Here is a 21,873-nt window from a genome sequence, read left to right as displayed (position 1 = left end):
CCGGTGGTCCGGTCCAGATTGCCTTCCCAACAATCTCGATAAGACCAATTGCGTCATTGGACTATTACCAATAGACTACAAATCTGACGCGCTGTCCATGGCAAATTTGTGGCAGTGTCGAGAAGCCGCCCGCGGGGGCGCGGCGACCAAGGGGAGGCACAGCCATGCGCCTGATTTCGCTCGACGTGCTGCGCGGCCTGACCGTGGCGGGGATGATCCTCGTCAATTCGGCGGCGGCGATGAAATATGGCGCCGAGGCCGATGTCGCGCCGATCCTGCTGCACGCCAGCTGGGATGGGCTGACCCTCGCCGACCTGGTGTTTCCAGGATTCCTGACGATGGTGGGGATCGCGATTCCCTTTTCGCTGCGCGCGGGCGGCGCACCGCAGACGGGGCGCATATTGTCGCGCGCGGGGCGATTGCTGCTGCTCGGCTTCCTGCTCAGCAACCTCTATTGGTTCATGAGCTTCGCGTCGGGCGAGTGGCGGTTGTTCGGGGTGTTGCAGCGAATCGGACTGGTCTATGCGGCGTGCGCCTTGCTGTTCCTGGGCGTCGGCCCACGGGCGCGGCTGGCGATGATCGTCGCGGTTCTCGCGCTTTACTGGCCGCTCGCGCTGCTGCCGTCGCTCGACGGGCCGGCGACCGATATCTGGGTGCGCGGGCATAATTTCATCGCGTCGGTCGACCGGCTGTTCCTGGGGACGCATCTTTATGTGCAAGGCCCCGAAGGCTATGATCCCGAGGGAATATTGGGGACGCTGCCGGCGATCGCGCAGGGGCTGATCGGGGTCGCGGTGGGCGAAATGCTGATCCGCCGCGCCGGACCGGCGACGCGGCCGCTGGCGCTGACCGGCGCGGCGATGCTGGCGGCGGGCGGGTTGTGGAGCTTCGCCTTTCCGATCGTCAAGGACATCTGGTCGAGCCCGTTCGTGCTGGTGACCAGCGGCATCACGATCCTCGCGCTCGCGCTGCTCCACCATATCCTCGATCGCGAGGGCCGGACGCCGGGGATCGCGGCGACCGCGATGCTGGCGTTCGGGGCCAATGCGATCGCCGCCTATACGCTGCATCAGGTGACCGCGGGGGTGGTGACGTGGGACCTGTTGCTCGCGCCGTTCCGCGCGACGCGGGCGATGCTGGGCGACCCGGTCGCATCGCTGATCCCGGTGCTGCTTTATATGCTGCTCATCTGGGGGGCGATGGAATGGCTGCGACGCAAGCGGTGGTTCGTAAAAATCTGATCGGCGAAAGATACAAGTTGATGCGATATATATAACCTATATAGTACCAATAATATCGGGGCGAACGAGGACCCCGGCGCGAGTCGGAGACGGTAGGAAGCATGACGCTGCAAGAGGCGCTGAAAACGGGGCGGACGCTGATGGAAAGCGAGGCGGGCGAGGCCGCCGCCGCGGTTGCGGCGATGCTCGCCGCCAATGCGCGGGCCTTTGCCGCGATCGGCGAACGGCTGCGGGCCGATCCACCCGCCGCGGTGGTGACCTGCGCGCGCGGATCGTCGGACCATGCCGCGACCTATGCCAAATATCTGATCGAGACGATGACCGGCACCCCGACCGCGTCGGCGGCGCTGTCGGTCGCGTCGCTCTATGACGGGCCGACGCTGGCGGGCAAAAGGCTGTGCCTCGCGATCTCGCAGTCGGGCCAGAGCCCCGACCTGCTCGCTTCGGTCGAACAGCAGAAGCGCGCCGGCGCCTATGTCGTCGCGCTGCTCAACGCCGAGGACGCGCCGCTGTGTGCGCTCGCCGACGTCGTGATCGCGCTCAAGGCCAGCCCCGAAAAATCGGTCGCAGCGACCAAATCCTATATCGCGTCGCTCGCCGCGATCGCCGCGCTCGTCGCCGCCTGGGCGCGGGATGACGCGCTGGAAGACGCGCTCGACGCCCTGCCCGGCCAGCTCGAACGCGCCTTCGCGCTCGACTGGTCGCCCGCGGTCGCGGCTTTTGCCAATGCGACGAACCTGTTCGTGCTCGGCCGCGGCTATGGTTATGGCGTCGCGCAGGAAGCCGCGCTCAAGTTCAAGGAAACCTCGTCGCTCCATGCCGAGAGCTTCAGCGCCGCCGAAGTGCGGCACGGGCCGATGGCGATCGTCGGCGATACGTTCCATGTGCTGGCGTTCGGCGGCAGCGACCGCGCCGCGACAAGCGTGCGCGAGGCGGCGGCGGAGTTTCGCGGCCGCGGCGCGACGGTGCTGCTCGCCGACCCCGCGGGCGGCGACCTGCCCGCGCTGCCCGCGCATCCGGCGATCGAACCGATCCTGCTGATCCAGAGCTTTTACCGCATGGCGAGCGCGCTCGCGGTCGCGCGCGGCCGCAACCCCGACTCGCCCCCGCATCTCAACAAGGTTACCGAGACCCTATGATCCTTCGCTTTCAGAATGGCTGGGTCGCACAGCCCGGTGGCGCCGTCGGCGCGGCGGACATCGCCGTCGCCGACGGCGTCATCACCGCCGTCTCGGCGACCGGCAGCGCGCGCGCCGATGCCGTAATCGACCTGGAGGGCGGCTGGCTGCTGCCCGGCTTCGTCGATACGCAGGTCAACGGCGGCGGCGGCATATTGTTCAACGACCATGTCGACGTCGAATCGATCGCCGCGATCGGGGCGGCGCATGTCCGTTTCGGCACCACCGCCTTCCTGCCGACGCTGATCAGCGACACCGCCGAGCAGATCGCCGCCGCGCTGACCGCGGTCGACCATGCGATCGACACGGGCGTTCCCGGCGTTATCGGCATCCATATCGAAGGGCCGTTCATCAACGAGGTGAAGCGCGGCATCCACGAGGCGCATCGCATCCGCAAGCTCGATGCCGAGACGCTGGCGCTGCTGACCGCGCCGCGCCGCGGCAAGGTGATGCTGACGCTCGCCCCCGAATTGTGCGATGACGAGGACATCCGCACGCTGGTCGCGCATGACGTAATCGTCAGCGCGGGGCACAGCGACGCCACCTATGACGAGGCGCAGCGCGCGATCGCCGCCGGACTGAGCGGCTTCACCCATTTGTTCAATGCGATGTCGCCGCTGCACCACCGCGACCCCGGCGCCGTCGGCGCGGCGTTCGATTCGGACTGTTATTGCGGGCTGATCGTCGACGACGTCCACCTCCATCCCGCGATCGTGCGGCTCGCAGTGAAGGCGAAGGGCATCGACCGGCTGATGCTGGTCACCGACGCGATGCCGAGCGTCGGCACCGACGACAGCGAATTCACCCTGCAGGGAAAGCGCATCGCGGTGAAGGACGGCGTCTGCATCTTCGAGGACGGCACGCTCGCGGGCACCCACCTCGACATGGCGTCGGCGCTGCGCAAGACGGTCGAGGTCACCGGCTTGTCGGTGCCCGAGGCCGCGACGATGGCGAGCGCCACGCCCGCCGCCTTCCTGTCGCTGTCGGCGAGCCATGGCGCGATCGCGCCGGGGCGCCGCGCCGATTTCGTGTGGCTCGACAAGGCGCTCGCGCCGCGCGAGACATGGATCGGCGGCGCTTCCGTCACCGATACCGCATCGGCCTTTGTCCAGGCCGCCCAGTAAAGTTGAGGAACCACCGATGAGCCTGATCGTCACCTCGCCGCTCAGGGGTTGGGTCTCGGCCCTCGACGGCGTCCCCGATCCCGTTTTCGCACAGCGCATGATGGGTGACGGGGTGGCGATCCAGCCGCTCGGCGACACCGTCGTCGCACCGTGCGACGGCGAAGTGACGACGCTCCATTCCTCGGGCCATGCGGTCGCGCTGCGCAGCGCCGAGGGCGCCGAACTGCTGATCCATATCGGGCTCGATACGGTGATGCTGAAGGGCGAAGGATTCACCCCGCTGGTGTCGGTGGGGCAGATGGTGTCGCGCGGCGACCCGCTGATCCGGTTCGACATGGACGCGGTCGCGCTCGCCGCGACGAGCCTGATCACCCCGGTGCTCGTCACCAATGCCGAGGCCTTCACGATCACGAAGCGCACCGTCGATGCGGCGGTCGGCGCGTGCGAGGCGCTGATGACGCTGGTCCCGGTGCAGACCGATGCGCGCAAGCGGTCGGACGACGGGACGCTGATCGAGCAGGCGGTGACGCTGTCGCTGCCGCACGGCATCCACGCCCGCCCCGCCGCGCGGATCGGCGAGACGGTGCGCGGCTATGAGGCGGACGTCCACCTGCTGCACGGCGAGACGCGCGGCGATGCGCGCAGCACCGTCGCGCTGCTCGCGCTCGGCACCAGCTTCGGCAGCGAGATCGTCGTGCAGGCGCGCGGCGACGATGCCGAGGCGGCGCTGGCGGCGGTGGTCGCATTGCTCGCGACCGACATGGGCGAAGGCGCACGCCCCGCCCCTGCCCCGGTCGCAGCACCGGCAACGTCACTGGCCGAGGGGCATATCGGCGGCGTGATCGCCTCGCCCGGCCTCGCCATGGGTCCGGCTGTGCGGCTGCACCGCGCCGAGATCGCGGTCGCACGCGAAGGAACCGGTGCCGTGGAAGAACGCGCCGCGCTGATCGCCGCGCGGACCGATGTGCGCGGGCGGATCGCCGCGCGTGCCGAGGCGGCGGGCGGCAGCGTCGCGGCGGTGATGCAGGCCCATCTCGCGCTGATCGACGATCCCGAATTGCTGGGCGCCGCCGAGCGCCGCATCGCCGACGGCGCGAGCGCGGGTTTCGCGTGGCGCGGCGCGGTCCACGACCAGATCGACGCGCTGCGCGCGACCGGCAATGCGCATCTGATCGAACGGATCGACGATCTGGTCGATATCGAACGCCAATTGCTGTCGGCATTGACCGGCGCCCCGACCGAAGCCGAGACGATCGCGCCGGGCACGATCCTGGTCGCCGACGACCTGCTGCCGTCGCAGTTGATCGCGCTGTCGGCGACGGGGCTGGCCGGCATCGCGCTGTCGCGCGGCGGGCCGACCTCGCATGTCGCGATATTGTGCGCGGGCATGGGGCTGCCGTCGCTGGTCGCGATGGGCGACGCGCTCGATGTGGTCGAGGATGGCCATTTGCTGTTGCTCGACGCCGAAGCGGGCCATGTTAACAGTGTTCCGTCGGCTGCCGATACCGAGGCTTTCACGCGGCGCCTGACCCAACGCGCCGCGCGCCGCGAAGCCGCGCGCGCCGCCGCCGCCGAGGCGTGCCACAGCGCCGACGGCACCCGGATCGAGGTCTTCGCCAATATCGGCACCGTCGACGATGCGTTGTTGGCCGCCGCACAGGGGGCCGAGGGGTCAGGTCTGGTGCGCAGCGAGTTCCTGTTCCTGGGCCGCGACGCTGCGCCGTCGGAGGATGAGCAGCACGCGGCCTATCAGGCGATCGCCGATGCACTCGCCGGCAAGCCCGTGATCATCCGTCTGCTCGACATCGGCGGCGACAAGCCCGCCGCCTATATTCCGATCGGGCCCGAGGAAAATCCGGCGCTCGGCCAACGCGGCATTCGCGTCGCGCTGGCGCATCCGGGCCTGCTCGAAACCCAGCTCCGCGCGATTCTGCGCGTCGAGCCCGTCGGCCAGTGCAGGATCATGATCCCGATGGTCGCGAGCCTCGACGAACTGCGCGCTGTGCGGGCGCTGGTCGACACGCTGCGCGGCGATATGGGCATCGTCGTTCCGGTCGAGGTCGGGGTGATGGTCGAGACCCCCGCCGCCGCGATGACCGCCGACCTGCTCGCCGCCGAGGCCGATTTCCTGTCGATCGGCACCAATGACCTGACCCAATATGTGCTGGCGATGGACCGCGGCAATCCGGCGGTCGCCGCCGGGGTCGACGCGCTCCATCCCGCGGTGCTGCGGATGATCGGCGAAACGTGCCGCCTCGCCGCCACGCATGGCCGCTGGGTCGGGGTGTGCGGCGGGCTGGCGTCGGATCCCGCGGCGCTGCCGATCCTGATCGGGCTGGGCGTCACCGAAGTCTCGGCGGTGCCGGGCTTCGTCGCCGAGGCCAAGCAGGTGGTGCGCCGGCTGACGCTGATCGAGGCGCGCGCGCATGCCGACCTGGCGCTGCAATGCAAATCGGCGGCGGACGTGCGCGCGCTGGCCCGCGCGTTCGAGGAGACACGATGATGCGGAAAATTCTCGAAACGCTCCAGCCGCTCGGCCGCGCACTGATGCTGCCGATCGCGGTGCTGCCGGTGGCCGGCCTGCTGCTGCGCATCGGCCAGGACGACCTGCTCGACATCGCCTTCATCTCGGCGGCGGGGTCGGCGATTTTCGCCAATCTGGGGATATTGTTCGCGATCGGCGTCGCGGTCGGCTTTGCGCGCGACGGCAATGGCGCCGCGGCGCTCGCCGGGGTCACCTGTTACCTCGTGACCGTCACCGGGGCGCAGACCTTTATGGTTGCGCCGCCCGATATCGGCGCCGGATTGCCCGACGCGGCGGCAGCGCTGGTGGCGAAGGACTGGGCGTTGAGCCAGATCGACAAGCTGGAGGTCCCGATCGGCATCTTGTCGGGGTTGATCGCCGGCAATTTCTACAACCGTTTCGCGACGATCGCGCTGCCCGAATATCTCGCCTTTTTCGGCGGTCGCCGCTTCGTGCCGATCGCGAGCAGCGTCGCCGGACTGCTGCTCGCGGCGGTGATCGGCTATGGCTACGCGCATATCAGCGGCGCGATCGACAGCGCCAGCCGCACCGTGGTCGAAAGCGGCAGCGTCGGACTGTTCCTCTATGGCGCGCTCAACCGCCTGCTGATCGTCACCGGGCTGCACCATATCATCAACAACGCCGCCTGGTTCGTCGTCGGCGATTTCAATGGTGCGACGGGCGACCTCGGTCGTTTCTTCGCGGGCGATCCCAAGGCTGGTGCCTTCATGTCGGGATTCTTCCCGGTGATGATGTTCGGCCTGCCCGCCGCGTGCCTCGCCATGTATCACGAGGCCCGGCCCGAACGGCGCAAGGCGGTCGGCGGCATGCTCTTTTCGCTCGCCTTCACCAGCTTCCTGACCGGAGTGACCGAACCGATCGAGTTCACCTTCATGTTCGTCGCGCCCCTGCTCTACGCGATCCACGCGCTGCTGACCGGGGCGTCGATGGCGCTGATGAACGCGCTCGACGTGAAGCTTGGCTTTGGCTTTTCGGCGGGATTGTTCGACTATGTGCTGAACTTCGGCCTCGCGAAGAACCCCCTGTGGTTGCTGCCAATCGGGGCGGTTTATGCGGGGGTCTATTACGGACTGTTCCGCTTCTTCATCCGCCGCTTCAACCTGGCGACCCCGGGGCGCGAGACGGGCGAGGTCGCCGAGGCGGCGACCGCCTCGGCGGGCAGCGAACGCGGGCGGGCCTTCGTCGCGGCGCTGGGCGGCGCGGGCAATCTGACGAGCGTCGACGCCTGCACCACCCGGCTGCGGCTGATCGTCGCCGACAGCCACGCGGTCGACGAGGCGGCGCTGTCGGCGCTTGGCGCGCGGGGGATCATCCGCCCGTCGGCGAACGCGGCGCAGGTCGTGCTCGGCCCCGTCGCCGATCTGGTCGCGGAAGAGATACGCGGCGCGCTGGCGGCGGGCGGCACGGCGGCAGCGATGGTCACCGCGACACCGGCCGGCCGGCCCGCGGACGCGGTGCTGCCCGCCGCGATCCTCGATGCGCTGGGCGGCGCGGCGAATGTGCGCAGCGTGCAGGCGCTGCACGGGCGGGCACGGGTCGAACTCACCGCTCCGGCGCGGGTCGACGAAGCCGGGCTGGCGCGCGTCACGCGCGGCGTCGCGCGGCCCGGCGGCGACGTGCTGCATATCCTGCACGATTAGGGTTCCGCCCTCCTCTTCCCGGAGGGCATGGAAGTGGCGGCGCGGCCTGACTGGACTATAGGACCGCGCCGCCACGCTTTCTCAACAGCTTGTCATTCGGCGGACGCGGCCCCGCGCACCGCCTGGCGATAGATACGGACATGTTCGATCTCGAACTGCACCGGGAAGATCGCATCGTCGACCGCGCCGCCCATGGCGCCGCCGATCGCGAGGTTGAGCAGCAGATAATGCGGCTTGTCGAACGGCCATTGGTCGTCGCCCGTTCCGGCGTTGGCATAGCGGTGATAGGGATTGCCATCGACCGCGATGCGCAGCTCGCGCGGAGTCCACAGCAGTTGATAATCGTGAAAGGCGGTGCAGGCGTCGTCGACGCGGATCTTGTTGCCGTTACCCGACGTCCCCGCGGTCGAGCGGTTGTGGATCGTGCCGAAGACGTCGCCGGGGGTGGCGCCGACATGCTCCATGATGTCGATCTCGCCGCCGTCGGGCCAGGGCGCGGTCGCGCCGAGCATCCAGATCGCCGGCCAGCTGCCCTGCCCGCACGGCAGCTTGGCACGAACCTCGACCAGCCCATAGGTGAAGTCGGCCTTTCCCCTGGTGATCAGCCGCGCCGAGCTATAGCCCTGCCCGCCATGGTCGGCGCGGTCGGACAGCACCTCCTTGCGCGCGGTGATGATCAGCCGGCCGCCTTCGACGCGGGCGTTCTCGGGCCGGTCGGCGGCATAATATTGCAGTTCCTTGTTGTACCAGCCGATCTTGTTGGCGTGGGTGTCCCACACCCATTTGGCGGGATCGGGCGGGCCGTCGGTGTCGAATTCGTCGGCCCAGACGAGTTCGTAGCTGCCCTTGGCCGCCGCGCCGTCCTGCGCATATGTCGCGGGAGCGAGCGCCGAGCCCGCGACTCCCAGAGCCAGTATCGCCGCGATCCGCATGCCGATCCCCTTTTTCGTCAATTGGTATTAGATTGATATCTTACTTGTCTCTATAAGATCATGCAATCGACTCGTGCAAAATGGGGAGACTTGCCATGATTTCGATGCGTATCGCGCTGACTGCCGCCGCTCTGGCACTGACCTTTCCGCTTCAGGCCCAGAACGAAGCCGCGCCGCCGCCCTTGCTCAACGAGCCGACCGCGGGCTGGACCGTCTTCGGCCCCGGCCAGACCCACAAGGCGCGCAAGGACGGCGCGGTGCAGGGCGGCACGGCGATGCGGGTGACGATCGCCGCGAAGCCCGCCAATGCGTGGGACATCGGCGCGTCGGTGCCGATCGACAAGCCGATCGCGCGCGGCGACAAGTTGATCGTCGCGCTGTGGGTGCGGATCGCCGACGGCGAGGCCGGCGACATCGGCGCCGCGATCCAGCAGAATTACGCGCCTTATGCGGCGATCGTCGCGGGCCGCGTGCCGGTGACGAAGGACTGGGCGCTGGTCCATATCAACGGCATCGCCGCCGCCGACCATGAAGCGGGCAAGGCCAATGTCGCGCTGACGCTGGGCGACGGCGCACGGACGATCGACCTTGGCCCGGCGTTCGTGATGAAGGCCGACTAGCCCGGCGGGTGCCGCCGCCTTTGACTTGGCGGGCCGCCGGCCTAGGTTCGGGCGGACCGTCAGGACGGCGGCGCGGAAGGACGGGCCAGAGGTGAAACTATTCTTCGACGACCGGCAGACGGCGCACGCGCCGGCGCGCGAACTGCACAATGGCGAATTCGTGCCCTATGCCGAGAATGCCGCGCGGCCGCGGTCGATCGTCGCGGCGTTGGCGGACTGGCAGCCGGTGCGCGATTTCGGGATGGCGCCGCTCGCCGCGGTGCACGACGCCGCCTATCTCGCCTTCCTCGAACGCGCTTATGACGGCTGGCTCGCGGCGGGACGCACGGGCGATGCGATCGGTTACAGCTTTCCGGTGGTGCGGCGGCGGCCGCTGCGCTTCGACCGCATCGACGCCGAGATCGGTGCGTACAGCTTCGACGCTTCCACCCCGATCGCGGCGGGCACCTGGCAATCGGCATACTGGTCGGCGCAATGCGCACTGACCGCGCTCGACGCGCTGGCGGCGGGCGAGCGCCACGCCTTCGCGCTGTGCCGCCCGCCGGGGCACCATGCCGGGCGCGACTATATGGGCGGCTATTGCTACCTCAACAACGCCGCGATCGCGGCGCGGCAGGCGGCGGCGCTGGGGCTCGGCCCGGTCGCGATCCTCGATGTCGACTATCACCATGGCAATGGCACGCAGGACATCTTCTATGCCGATGGCGACATCTTCTTCGCCTCGATCCACGCCGATCCGGTCACCGACTATCCCTTTTTCTGGGGCCATGCCGACGAGCGCGGCGAGGGGGCGGGCGAAGGCGCGACGCTGAACCTGCCGCTGCCGCGCGGGACAGATGGCACGGCGTACCGTCCGGCGCTCGATACCGCGCTGAGCGCGATTGCCGACCGGGGCGCGCGCTGCCTGATCGTCTCGTTCGGCGCCGACACCTTCAGCGGCGATCCGATCTCGAGCTTCCGGCTCGAACGCGCCGATTATGGCGACATGGCGCGGGCGATCGCCGACCTTGGCCTGCCGACTTTGGTGGTGATGGAAGGCGGCTATGCGGTCGGCGACCTCGGCGTGAATGTCGCCGCGTTCCTGGCGGGGTTCGATTAGGTCCTCTCATATCTTTGGAACAGGGAGGATTTGAAGGATCGATTGCGGCTGTGAATATATTGGCATACCATGTGTCAATATATCGGAGGGGGATTCGCGATGAAGAGGCGGGGAATGGCGGCACTGGCCGCCGCGTTGATGCTGGCGCCGGTGCAGGCGGCCCCTGCCCCCTCTCCCACCCCGAAGCGTCCCAATATCGTCATCCTGCTCGCCGACGACTGGGGCTTCAGCGACGTCGGGTCGTTCGGCGCCGAGTTCGCGACCCCCAATATCGACGCGCTCGCCTATTCGGGCATGCGCTTTTCGAATTTCCACGCCGCGGGAAGCTGCTCGCCGACACGCGCGATGTTGCAGACCGGGGTGATGAACCACCGCAATGGGCTGGGCAACATGCCCGAGACGATCCCCGACGCGCATCACGGCCAGCCTGGGTACGACACGGTGATGAACCATCGCGTCGTGACGATCGCCGAACTGTTCGGCGCGGCGGGATACAACACCTATCTGACCGGCAAATGGCATCTGGGGAGCGACGCGACGCGGCTGCCCGAGGCGCGCGGTTACAATCGCGCCTTCAGCCTCGCCGATGCCGGCGCCGACAATTTCGAACAGCGGCCGATCGAGGGCATGTACGACACCGCCGCCTGGACCGAGAATGGCAAGCCGGCGACGCTGCCGAAGAACTTCTATTCCTCGACCTTCGTCGTCGAGAAGATGATCGATTATATCGACGCCGACCGGGCGAGCGGCAAACCCTTCCTCGCGTCGATCAACTTCCTCGCCAACCATATCCCGATACAGGCGCCCGACAGCGACATCGCGCGCTATTCGGCGATGTACAAGGACGGCTGGACCGCACTGCGCGAAGCGCGGGCCAAGCGCGCCGCGGCGCTGGGCATCGTCCCCGCAGGCGCGCCGATGACGACGATGGCGACCACCCCCGACTGGGCCAAACTCGACACCGAGGAGCGCGCGGCGGCGGTGCGGGTGATGCAGGCCTATGCCGGCATGGCGACCGCGATGGACCGCGAGGTCGGGCGGCTTGTCGACCATCTGAAGGCCAGCGGCCAATATGAGAACACGATTTTCGTCTTCCTGTCGGACAATGGCGCCGAGCCGATCAACCCGTTCAGCAGCACCCGCAACCGGCTGTTCCTGAACATGCAGTACGACACTGCGACCGCGAACATCGGGCGGCGTGGCAGCTTCGCCGCGATCGGCCCGGGCTGGGCAAGCGCGGCGGTGTCGCCTTTGTCGGGGTATAAGTTCAGCGCGACCGAGGGCGGGCTGCGCGTGCCGCTGATCGTCGCCTGGCCGGGCCATGCGAAGATCCGCGCCGGCGCGATCAACGGCGGGCTGGCGCATGTCACCGACATCCTGCCGACGCTCGCCGAGCTGGCCGGGGTGCCCGGGCATGGCGGCAGTTGGAAAGGCCGCGCGGTCGAGCCGGTGACCGGCCGCAGCCTCGTCCCCATGCTCGGCGGCGCGGCGGGCAGCGTGCATGGCGACGATCCGCTGGGGTATGAGCTGTCGGGCAATGCCGCGCTGTTCCGCGGCGATTACAAGCTGGTGCGCAACCTGCCGCCGACCGGCGACGGCAGCTGGCGGCTGTACGACCTGAAGAGTGATCCGGGCGAGACGAAGGATTTGTCGGCGGCGATGCCCGACCGGTTCAAGGCGATGATGGCCGACTACCGCGCCTATGCGAAGGCCAATGGCGTGCTCGACATGCCCGCGGGCTATACCGCCGATGCGCAGATCAACGCCTATGCGTGGGAGAAGCAGGGCAAGAAGCGCGCGATCAAGGCCGGGCTGTGGCTCGGCGGCGGGATCTTGGCGATCGTGGCGCTGATCTGGGGCTGGCGGCGGCGCAGGCGGGTTCGGACATCGGGTTCGCGCTGAATCCGGGAGGTCCTGCCTTCGTCACCCCGGGCTTGACCCGGGGCCTGCCTTGTCTTTGATCCGACGGCGACAGAAGGAAGGCGGGTCCCGGGTCAAGCCCGGGATGACGATGAAATGGAATGTCCGCCCCGGTTAGCGACCCGGCGCGGTCGCGCGCTACCCAATTACCCCGTCGGCGCCGGGCGCGCCGTGTCGATCAGGCGGAAGCCGATGTGGTCGGTGCCCAGCGAGCGTTCCTGGAACTGGCGCGCGGCGGGGCGGTAGCGGGCGCAATAATTGGCGGCGCACAGGAAGCTGCCGCCCTTGATGACATTGCTTTCGTCGTCGATCGCGCCGGTCGTCCATTCCCAGACATTGCCGATGAGGTCGTGCACCCCATGCTTGTCGGCGGCGAAGCAGGCGACGGGGGCGCGGCTGGTGAAGCCGTCGGTGCCCATGTCGCGGACCGGGAAAACCCCCTGATAATAATTCGCCTGCGGCTTGCCGTCGACGATGGGGACATTGCGGTCGGCGCCCCCGGTCGCGGCGGCGAGTTCCCATTGCTCCTCGCTCGGCAGCGCCTTGCCCGCCCAGCGGGCGTAGGCGAGCGCGTCGTCATAAGCGATCTGCACCACCGGTTCGCGGTCGCGGCCGTCGATCGCGGTGTCGGGTCCGGCGGGATGGCGCCACTCGGCGCCGACGACCCAGCGCCACCAGTTGGGATTGCCGTCGGTCGGCGCGGTGAACACCGCACCGCCGGGCACGAGCATGTCGGGCGGCGCGCCGGGCAGTGGCGGCGGGTCGCGTTCGGCGATGGTCTTGTAGCCGGTGGCTTTCACGAAGGCGGCGAATTCGCCGTTCGTCACTTCGTGCGTCGCCATCCAGAAGCCGGCGACGGTCACCGGCTTTTCCGGCCCCTCTTCGGGCAGATGCGCGTCGGCGCCCATCGCGAAGGTGGCGCCGGGGATCCAAACATAATCCGCCTTCGGCATCGCGGGGCAGATCGGCGTCGAAGTCGCCGCGACCTTGTCGGCGGGCTTGTCGCCGCAGGCGGCGAGCAACCCGGCCAGTGCGAGCGATCCGGTCAGGACGGCCCGCTTCATCGCACCGCCCCCGCGATCAGCGCTTCGACCATCTGCGCGACGACCGCCCCGGCTTCGTCGACCAGCAAGCCCTGGTCGTGGCGCAGCGCGCGCCAGGTCTGGAACGACAGCGCGACGCACAGAGCCTCCCGGCCGACGCGGTCGGCGATCATGGTGTCGGGGAGCAGGCGGAACAGGAGATCGCGTTCGAGCGCGACGACCTGGCCATATTGTCCCATCAGGAACGGCGACTGATAGCGCTTGATATTGGCGGCGAGGCGGAAGGGCAGCATCGTTTCAAAGACGCGCGCACGCCGTGCCGCGAGGTCGCGCACATCGGCACGCCAGTCCTTGCCCGCATAAGGCGCGACGACGATCGGCATCACCCGCTCGGCGATGGTTTCGGACATTTCGCGGTAGAGCGTATCCATGTCGTCGAACTGGCGGAACACGGTGCGCAGGCCCACCCCCGCTTCCTCGGCGACGCGCGCCGCACTCGGCGACAGATCGCCGCGGTCGATGAGGTCAAGCATCGCGGCGACGATGCGCGCGCGGCTCGACCGGCTGCGTTCGCGGCGGCCGTCGACCCGCGGCGCGGCGTCGGCGTCGATCCTGGCTTTGGTTTTCGTTGCCATGGCGTCCCCGCTGGCCCAGCTTGACGCCCGGGTCAATGCCGCGCCGAACGATCTTGCATGGCGCATCATATAATGACACATATAGTGCCATAACATCGACGACAACCGTGGAGCGGGTGGGGCTATGAAGAAAAGATGGGCGGCGCTGAGCGTGCTCGCGCTGTTGGGAGCGGGCGGATATTGGGCGTATCAGGCGAACAGCTATCGCCTGCCCGGGCTGGTCCAGGACTGGCGCGACCCCGTGCAGCCGAACCATGTGGTGACATGGGCCGCGGGACCTGCGGACGCACCCGCCGCCCCGCCGGGAACGAAACGGCCGCCGAACATCATCCTGATCGTCGCCGACGACCTGGGGTTTAACGACATCAGCCTCAACGGCGGCGGGGTCGCCGGCGGGATCGTCAAGACCCCGAATATCGATGCGCTGGCACGCGAGGGGATGAATTTCACCACCGCCTATGCCGCCAACGCAACCTGTTCGCCGTCGCGCGCGGCGATGATGACGGGGCGCTATCCGACGCGCTTCGGCTTCGAATTTACCGCCGTGCCGGTCCAGTTCGCCGAGAATCTGGCGCATGGCGACGCGATCGGACCGCTGCGGCCGGTGTTCCACAAGGAGCTGATCACCCCCGACATCCCCGACTATCCCGACATGGGCGTTCCCGCGAGCGAGGTGACGATCGCCGAGGCGGTAAAGGCGGCGGGCTATCACACGCTGCATATCGGCAAATGGCATCTGGGCGAGTCCCCGACCCTGCAACCGCAAAACCAGGGCTTCGACGAAAGCCTCGCGGTGCTTGGGGGGGCGGCGATGTTTTTGCCGGAGGATGACCCTGAGGTTGTCAACGCCAAGCTGCCGTGGGACCGCATCGACCGCTTCCTGTGGGCGAATTTGCGCCATGCGGTGAGTTTCAACGGCAGCAAAAGATTCCACCCCAAGGGGCATATGACCGATTATTTCGCCGCAGAGGCGACAAAGGCGATCGAGGCGAACCGCAACCGGCCTTTCTTTATGTACCTCGCGTTCAACGCCCCGCACACCCCGCTGCAGGCGACGCGCGCGGAGTATGACCGACTGCCGCAGATCAAGGATGAGAAGACCCGCGTCTATGGCGCGATGATCGCGCAGCTCGACCGGCGGATCGGCGACGTGATGGCGAAGCTGAAAGAGCTGGGCATCGACGACAATACGCTGGTGATCTTCACCAGCGACAATGGCGGCGCCTGGTACACCGGGATCGACCGGCTGAACGCGCCCTATCGCGGGTGGAAGGCGACCTTTTTCGAGGGCGGCATCCGCACCCCCTTTTTCATGCGCTGGCCAGGGACGATCGCGCCGGGGTCGACGCGGGCCGACCCGACCGGTCACCTCGACATCTTTTCGACGATCGCGGCGGTCGCCGGTGCGAAGCTGCCGGCCGACCGGGTGGTCGACAGCGAGGATATATTGGCGGGTCCGGCGAAACGGCAGGCGCTGTTCTGGCGCTCGGGCGACTATCGTGCGGTGCGCGCGGGCGACTGGAAATTGCAGGTGACGAAGCGGCCGGCGAAGACGCGCCTCTATAATCTCGCGGCCGACCCCACCGAACAATTCGATCTTTCGGCGCACGAGCCGCAGCGCGTCGCCCAGCTCAGCGCGATGCTCGAGGCGCAGAACCGGGGCATGGCGAAACCAATCTGGCCGGGCCTGATCGAAGGCCCAGTGCGGATCGACGTGCCGCAGAACGCGCCGTGGAAAGACGGGCAGGATTATGTGTACTGGACGAATTGATGCAGTCCCCTCCCCCTTGATGGCGCCGCTCTCGTCGATCGCCTGAGTTTGGACTATGATGCCGCCGCGACGCGGCGACGCCTTGCCCGCGCCGAAGGAGTCATCGCATGACCGCCGAGCTCGTCGAGACGATCCAGTCCACGATCCAGCCGAACGACCATCCCTATATGCAGGGCGCATGGCGGCCGACGTTCAACGAATGGAACGCGATCTTCGCCAATGGCGATGCCGAGGTGATCGGCACGATCCCCGCCGACATCGACGGCGTCTATGTCCGCACCGGCGAGAATCAAGTGCATGATCCGATCGGGCGCTATCACCCCTTCGATGGCGACGGGTTCATTCATGCGATAAGCTTCAAACAGGGGCGTGCGAGCTATCGCAGCCGCTTCGTCCGCACCAAGGGGTTCGAGGCCGAGAAGGAAGCCGGGCGTTCGTTATGGGCGGGGTTGATGGAGCCACCGCACAAGTCGACGCGGCACGGCTGGGGCGCGCAAGAGTGGCTGAAGGACAGCAGTTCGACCGACGTTACGATCCATGCGGGCAAGATCATCTCGACATTCTATCAGTGCGGCGAGGCGTATCGGCTCGATCCGTTTACGCTGGAACAGCATGGCACCGAAAGCTGGGTACCGCTCGACGGCATTTCGGCACATTGCAAGGTCGATCCTGCGACCGGCGAACTGATGTTCTTCAATTACTCGAAGCACGCGCCGTACATGCATTATGGCGTCGTCGGCGCGGACAATAAGCTGAAGCATTATATCCCGGTGCCGCTGCCCGGGCCGCGCCTGCCGCACGATATGGCGTTCACCGAAAACTACGCGATCCTCAACGACATGCCGCTTTATTGGAGCCCCGAGCTGCTCGAAAAGCGGCTCCACGTCGTGCAATTCCACCCCGACGAAAAAACACGTTTCGCGATCATCCCCCGCCACGGGAGCCCCGAGGACATCCGTTGGTTCGAGGCCGAACCGACCTATACGCTGCACTGGCTGAATGCATGGGAGGACGGCGACGAGATCATCCTCGACGGCTATTATCAGGAAGAGCCGATGCCGAAATCCTATCCGAATGCCCCCGAGGGGTTCGAACGGATGATGGCCTATCTCGACCAGGAACTGCTCAAGCCGCGCCTTCACCGCTGGCGCTTCGATCTGGTGACGGGCGAGACGAGCGAAGAGCGGCTGGACGACCGCAACCTCGAATTCGGGATGTTCAACCAGCGCTATGCCGGCAAGCGCTATCGCTACGCCTATAGCGCGATCCCCGAGCCGGGCTGGTTCCTGTTTCGCGGGCTGGTCAAACACGACCTTGAGGCGCGGACGAGCGAGCAATATGAATTTGGTCCCGGCCGTTTCGGCAGCGAGGCGCCCTTCGCACCGCGGATCGATGCGAAGGACGAGGATGATGGCTATCTCGTCTCCTTCATCGCCGACCTCGAAACCGACCAGTCCGAATGCGTGCTGATCGACGCGAAGAATATCGCGGCGGGCCCGGTGTGCCGGATCATCCTGCCCGAGCGCATCTGTGCCGGCACCCACAGCGTGTGGGCGAACGGCGACGATATCGGCATGGGCGAAAACGATATCCTCGCCGCCTGACCTCGCCTTGTCGCGCGGCCTGAGCCAAGCCCGTTGAAACGGTGCGCGTTTCCCCGTAGCGCCGGATCCACAGTCAGAGGAGGCGAACATCGACATCGGTCAGGCACAGGATGAATTGCGCAGCGGCTATCTGGGCGGCGCGCCCGGGGTTTTCGTTTCGGGGCTGGCCTGGCTCGCGGCGGACGTCGCCTGGTACATCTGGGGCGGCTTTTACGCCTATGTCGCGATCTTTGTCGGCGGGATGCTGATCTTTCCGCTGGCGCTGCTGATCGCGCGGGCGTTTCGTGCACCCAAGGTGTCGAAGGGCAATCCGCTGTCACTGCTCGGGTTCGAGGCGACCTTTCCGTTGTTCGCGGGTCTGCTCATCGCGTTCGGCCTGCTGCCCGCGTCGGAGACCTTCGCCTTTGCCGCGCTCGCGATCGTCGTCGGGGCGCGCTATTTCGTCTTTGCGACGCTCTATCGCGACCGGCTCTATTGGGCGCTTGGCGGCGCGATCTTCCTGATCGGCACCGGCTTCGCGATCCAGGCCGAGGCGCTGCCGGTCCATATCACGCTGGCGGTCGGCAGCGTCGAATTGCTGTTCGGCGCCTGGCTGTTCACGCGGTGGAACGCCGCCACCGCGTGACCGTCAAGCGGTCGCCTGGCGTGCCGCCCACAGCCCGAAACCGGCGATGATCGCATAGCAGACCAGCGGCACCGCCAGCGCGAGCCGGATGTCGATATCGGCCACGGTTCCGAACAGGAACGGCACGATCGCGCCGCCGATGATCGCGGTGCACATGATGCCCGACCCCTGCGGCGTCCGTTCGCCCAGCCCCTCGGTCCCGAGGCTGAAAATCGTCGGGAACATCAGCGAATTGCAGAAGCCGACGAGGATCAGCGCCCAGCCCGACAGCGCGCCCGTCGTCACCGCCGACAGGATGATCAGCGAAATCGCCCCCGCCGCAAAGGTCGCAAGCACGCGCCCCGGCTTTGCCAGTCGCAGGATGAAACCGCCGAGCAAGCGGCCGATGAGCGCGCCCAGCCAGTAGAACGCCACCAGCTTGCCCGCGGCCTGAAGCCCCAGTCCCATCACGCTGGGGTCGCCGAGATAGGCGATGAGGTTCGAACCGATCGCCACTTCGGCGCCGACATAGACGAAGATGCACAGCGCGCCGAGCTGGACGCGGCGGTTGTGGGTGAGCAGGCCCCACGTGCCCTCGAGCTTCACGTCGCTCGCCTTGGCGTGGTCGAGCGCCGACCGGAACATCCAGAACACCGCCGCGATCACCAGCATCAGCACGCCGAGCCACATATAGGCGGTGCCGATCGACGCCCCCTCGGCGACGCGATAGGCCTGAATTTGCGCCTCGGTCGCGGTCTCGGCGTCGATCGGGGTTGAATCGCCAAGCAGAAAAGATGCGCCGCCATAGACCATCGCGAACACGCCGACGGAATTGAACGCCTGGGCAAAGGTCAGGCGGCTGTGCGAGGTTTCGATCGGCCCCAGCGTGGTGATCACCGGGTTCATCGCCACCTGCAGAACCGTGATGCCCGCGCCGATGCAGAACAGCGCGGCGAGGAAGCCCGGATAGGACGCCGCCGCCGACGCGGGGATGAACAGGAAGGCGGCCGCCGCCACGATGACGAACCCGAGCACGAAGGTGCGGATATAGCCGAGCTTCGACATGATGATGCCGGCCGGGATCGAAAAGGCGCCATAGGCGATGAAAAACGCCATCTGCACCAAATTCGCCTGCGCATGCGTCAGGTGGAACATCGGCTTGAACTTGCCGACCAGCAGGTCGTTGATGTTGGTTACCCCGCCCAGCAGGAAGAACACCGCAAAGGCGAGGATCAGCACCACCAGCGCGCTGCCACCACCCTTGCCCGTTTTTTCGACCATGTTCGGGTCCGCACTCTTCGCGACGTTCGGCGCCAATGCCATCTAAGCTCTCCCCATTTTATCGGACTTACGCCAACCCGTGTACGGGTCTGGTCACTTTCCCCGGGGCGGACAAGGCAGATTCTCGCCGACCGCCTCGACATTCGTATGCAGCAGCGTTGCCGCGAAACCCTTGTCGGCCTGCACCGCCACGGCTGCGCCGACGCGCGTCAAATCGGCGCCGGCGTCGGCAAAGCAACGCAGCGGCACCTTTATCGTCGACACCTGCCCCTTCGGCGCCGCGGCGACAAGCGCGCTGATGTCGAAGGGGATGTTCGCGAAGGACAGTTGCACCGGCCCCGTGCCCACCGCATCGATCCGCCAGTCGATCCGCACCGCGAAGCTGTTGTTCAGCTGGCGCGACAGGTCGGCGTTCGGCCCCGACAGGCTGAACGATCCCGGGCCGGTCCAGGTGAAGCTTTTGCCGTCCTCCTGCGCCGCGACATCGACCGAGCGCGACGCGACATGGCCATAGGGGCTGGCGAGCGGCGGCGAGGCCACCGGTCGCGCGCCGCCGGCATCGGTCACCGACAGCAGCCATGGCGCCCGCGCGCGGCCACCGGCGAAATATTTCTCGACATTGAGCGCCGCGCCGACGTCGATGCCGAGGTCTTCGGAGAGCGGCGGCACCGGTTTGGTCTCGCCATATTTCAGGCCATAACCCTCGGCGAACAGCGGCTTCTTCACCGGCGAGGCGGCATCGGCGGGCCAGGCGAAGGGCAGCACGCCGGAGAAGCCGTGCGCAGGCTTGCCGGTCTTGCCCGCGACGAGGACGTCGGCAACGCCTGCGCCTTGCGACCCCGGCAGCCAGCCCGCGACAAAGGCGTCGGCGGCATTGATTTCGGGGTTGGTGAACATCGGGCGGCCCGAGAGGAACAGCGCGACCACCGGAATACCCGCCGCCTTCAGCTTCCGGAGTGTCGCCAAGTCATTCGCCTCGTTCGGCTGGTAATCGAGCGTCGACACGTCGCCCTGAAATTCGGCATAGGGTTCCTCGCCGAAGACGACGATCGCGACGTCGGGCTTGTCCTTGAAGCTGCCGTCCTTCGACAGCGCGGCGGCGCCACCCGCCTCGCCGACCGCTTTCTGCAACCCTTCCCAGATCGTCTGGCCGTTGGGGAAGTCAGCGTGGGTGACGTCGGTGCCCTGCCAGCTGATTGTCCAGCCGCCCGATTGCATCGCCATATTGTCGGCGCCGGGGCCGGTCACGAGGACGCGGGCGCCCGCCTTGATCGGCAGCACGCCGCCATTGTTCTTGAGCAGCACCAGCGACTTCGCCACCGCCTCACGCGCGACCGCGAGATGCGCGGGGGCGCCGACCGCGGCAAAATCGCCGCGGCCGCCATGATCGGCGTCGAACAGCCCGAGCTTATATTTCACCCGCAGAATGCGGCGCACCGCATCGTCGAGGCGCGCGGCGGAGATGGTGCCGTCCTTCGCCTGTTTGACCGTGGTTTCGTAGAGGCCCTTCCAGCTGTCGGGGGCCATGAACATGTCGAGCCCGGCGTTGATCGAGGCGGGGCAGTCGGTGACGCTGCACCCCGCGACCTGGCCATGGCCGTTCCAGTCGCCGACGACGAAGCCGTCGAAGCCCATTTTCCGCTTGAGCGCGTCGGTGAGCAGCCCCTTGTTGCCGTGGTGCTTGATCCCCTGCCAGCTTGAGAAGCTGGCCATGACGGTGAGCGTGCCGGCGTCGATCGCGGCGGGATAACCCATCGCGTGTTTGGCGATCAGTTCCTTTTCGTCGACCCTGGCGTCGCCCTGATCGCGGCCGCCGTCGGTGCCGCCATCGGCGAGGAAATGCTTCGCGGTCGCCGCGACATGCGCCTTGCCGACCACCTTGCCCGCGACGAGCTGGCCCTGCAGCCCGATGACCATCGCCTTGGCATAGTCGGCGACGAGCCTGGGATCGGCGGCATAGCCTTCGTAACTGCGGCCCCAGCGCAGATCCTGCGGCACCGCGAGCGTCGGGGCGAAGGTCCATTCGATGCCGCTGCCAGCGATCTCGGCAGCGGTGACCGCGCCGATGCGCTGGATCAGTTCGGGGTCGCGCGTCGCGCCGAGCGCGATATTGTGCGGGAACAGCGTCGCGCCGGGGATATTGTTGTGGCCATGGACGGCATCGACCCCGAAGATGATCGGGATGGCGACGCCGTTCGCCTGCGGCTTCAGCGACACCGCGCGGAATTCGCCGACCAGCTTGGCCCAGTCGGCGGCGCTTGAGCGCTCATTGCCGTTCGGACCGCTGTTGCCGCCCGCCAGAATCGAGCCGAGCGGGTAGGTTTCGAGGTCCTTGGGCGTGATCGTGCTGATGTCGCCCTGGACGAGTTGGCCGACCTTCTGTTCGACCGTCATCTTCGCGAGCAGCGCGTCGATGCGCTTCTCCGTCGCGGCGTCGGTGATCGCGGCCGGGCTTTTCGCCGCCGGCCAAAGGTCGGGATGGACCGTCGCGGCGTCCGCCGCACCGGTCTGTGCTGCCGCTGCGCTGGCCGTGCCCGCCAAAAGGAGCGCCGTCGCCATCGCGATTGCAGGTCGCCGCATATTCTCTCCCATTCCGCTTATGTGAACGTTATCAAACATCCTCTCGCATAGCGGGT

The 21,873-nt window shown here is 67.3% G+C and carries 16 protein-coding genes; 11 read left to right on the top strand and 5 right to left on the bottom strand.

Annotation, left to right across the window (positions count from 1 at the left end; all coding sequences use genetic code 11):
* The first annotated feature begins 164 nt into the window (after nt 1–164).
* From AC3WS4_RS10660 to nagE, 5 genes are all read left to right on the top strand, one after another.
* Entirely contained in the window at nt 165–1,241 is a 1,077-nt protein-coding gene (locus tag AC3WS4_RS10660) for an acyltransferase family protein (protein WP_492738920.1), read from the top strand.
* Nucleotides 1,242–1,342: 101 nt separating this feature from the next.
* The gene (locus tag AC3WS4_RS10655) at nt 1,343–2,380 is read left to right on the top strand and encodes an SIS domain-containing protein (protein ID WP_492738922.1); all 1,038 of its coding nucleotides are present in this window, start codon (nt 1,343–1,345) and stop codon (nt 2,378–2,380) included.
* On the top strand, nt 2,377–3,543 hold the full coding sequence (nagA, locus tag AC3WS4_RS10650; protein WP_492738924.1) for an N-acetylglucosamine-6-phosphate deacetylase: 1,167 nt from the start codon (nt 2,377–2,379) through the stop codon (nt 3,541–3,543). Before AC3WS4_RS10655 ends, nagA begins: the two co-directional genes overlap by 4 nt.
* Nucleotides 3,544–3,559: 16 nt before the next feature.
* A complete protein-coding gene (gene ptsP, locus AC3WS4_RS10645) occupies nt 3,560–6,046 on the top strand; it encodes a phosphoenolpyruvate--protein phosphotransferase (RefSeq protein WP_492738926.1) in 2,487 nt (828 codons plus the stop codon).
* A complete protein-coding gene (gene nagE, locus AC3WS4_RS10640) occupies nt 6,046–7,728 on the top strand; it encodes an N-acetylglucosamine-specific PTS transporter subunit IIBC (RefSeq protein ID WP_492739176.1) in 1,683 nt (560 codons plus the stop codon). The genes ptsP and nagE overlap by 1 nt, the downstream gene beginning before the upstream one ends.
* Nucleotides 7,729–7,820: 92 nt before the next feature.
* Here nagE and AC3WS4_RS10635 read toward each other — a convergent pair whose 3' ends face one another.
* Nucleotides 7,821–8,660 carry a glycoside hydrolase family 16 protein gene (locus AC3WS4_RS10635; RefSeq protein ID WP_492738928.1) on the bottom strand — a complete coding sequence of 280 codons (840 nt, stop codon included), beginning with the start codon at nt 8,658–8,660 and terminating at the stop codon, nt 7,821–7,823.
* Between the two features lie 95 nt (nt 8,661–8,755).
* Between AC3WS4_RS10635 and AC3WS4_RS10630 the strand changes: the two genes are divergently transcribed.
* The 3 genes from AC3WS4_RS10630 (at nt 8,756) to AC3WS4_RS10620 (ending at nt 12,281) form a co-directional block, all read left to right on the top strand.
* On the top strand, nt 8,756–9,280 hold the full coding sequence (locus tag AC3WS4_RS10630) for a carbohydrate binding domain-containing protein (protein ID WP_492738930.1): 525 nt from the start codon (nt 8,756–8,758) through the stop codon (nt 9,278–9,280).
* Nucleotides 9,281–9,371: 91 nt separating this feature from the next.
* Nucleotides 9,372–10,379 (top strand): histone deacetylase family protein, encoded by a 1,008-nt coding sequence (locus AC3WS4_RS10625; RefSeq protein WP_492738932.1) that lies wholly within the window; start codon nt 9,372–9,374, stop codon nt 10,377–10,379.
* Nucleotides 10,380–10,478: 99 nt separating this feature from the next.
* Nucleotides 10,479–12,281, top strand: coding sequence for an arylsulfatase (locus AC3WS4_RS10620; RefSeq protein WP_492742768.1), 1,803 nt, complete (start codon nt 10,479–10,481; stop codon nt 12,279–12,281).
* A 164-nt stretch (nt 12,282–12,445) separates the two neighbouring features.
* Here the strand turns inward: AC3WS4_RS10620 and AC3WS4_RS10615 are convergent, their stop codons facing one another.
* Together AC3WS4_RS10615 and AC3WS4_RS10610 are read right to left on the bottom strand one after the other, a co-directional pair.
* Entirely contained in the window at nt 12,446–13,363 is a 918-nt protein-coding gene (locus AC3WS4_RS10615) for a formylglycine-generating enzyme family protein (protein WP_492738936.1), read from the bottom strand.
* Nucleotides 13,360–13,977 carry a TetR/AcrR family transcriptional regulator gene (locus AC3WS4_RS10610; protein ID WP_492738938.1) on the bottom strand — a complete coding sequence of 206 codons (618 nt, stop codon included), beginning with the start codon at nt 13,975–13,977 and terminating at the stop codon, nt 13,360–13,362. Before AC3WS4_RS10610 ends, AC3WS4_RS10615 begins: the two co-directional genes overlap by 4 nt.
* A 124-nt stretch (nt 13,978–14,101) precedes the next feature.
* Here AC3WS4_RS10610 and AC3WS4_RS10605 point away from each other — a divergent pair, with 124 nt between their 5' ends.
* The 3 genes from AC3WS4_RS10605 (at nt 14,102) to AC3WS4_RS10595 (ending at nt 17,977) form a co-directional block, all read left to right on the top strand.
* Complete coding sequence (locus tag AC3WS4_RS10605; RefSeq protein WP_492738940.1) at nt 14,102–15,748, top strand: sulfatase-like hydrolase/transferase; 1,647 nt, start codon at nt 14,102–14,104, stop codon at nt 15,746–15,748.
* Between the two features lie 107 nt (nt 15,749–15,855).
* The gene (locus AC3WS4_RS10600; RefSeq protein ID WP_492738942.1) at nt 15,856–17,352 is read left to right on the top strand and encodes a carotenoid oxygenase family protein; all 1,497 of its coding nucleotides are present in this window, start codon (nt 15,856–15,858) and stop codon (nt 17,350–17,352) included.
* Between the two features lie 88 nt (nt 17,353–17,440).
* Nucleotides 17,441–17,977 carry a DUF7010 family protein gene (locus AC3WS4_RS10595; protein ID WP_492742888.1) on the top strand — a complete coding sequence of 179 codons (537 nt, stop codon included), beginning with the start codon at nt 17,441–17,443 and terminating at the stop codon, nt 17,975–17,977.
* Between the two features lie 3 nt (nt 17,978–17,980).
* Here the strand turns inward: AC3WS4_RS10595 and AC3WS4_RS10590 are convergent, their stop codons facing one another.
* Together AC3WS4_RS10590 and AC3WS4_RS10585 are read right to left on the bottom strand one after the other, a co-directional pair.
* Complete coding sequence (locus AC3WS4_RS10590) at nt 17,981–19,279, bottom strand: sugar MFS transporter (RefSeq protein WP_492738944.1); 1,299 nt, start codon at nt 19,277–19,279, stop codon at nt 17,981–17,983.
* A 51-nt stretch (nt 19,280–19,330) separates the two neighbouring features.
* Nucleotides 19,331–21,817, bottom strand: coding sequence for a glycoside hydrolase family 3 protein (locus AC3WS4_RS10585; RefSeq protein WP_492738946.1), 2,487 nt, complete (start codon nt 21,815–21,817; stop codon nt 19,331–19,333).
* Nucleotides 21,818–21,873 lie beyond the last annotated feature (56 nt).

Source organism: Sphingopyxis sp. EU05-FHT14B03 (genome assembly GCF_058790875.1).
The sequence above is the reverse complement of the archived record's forward strand: the minus strand, read 5'-3'. Positions and strand labels throughout refer to the sequence as shown.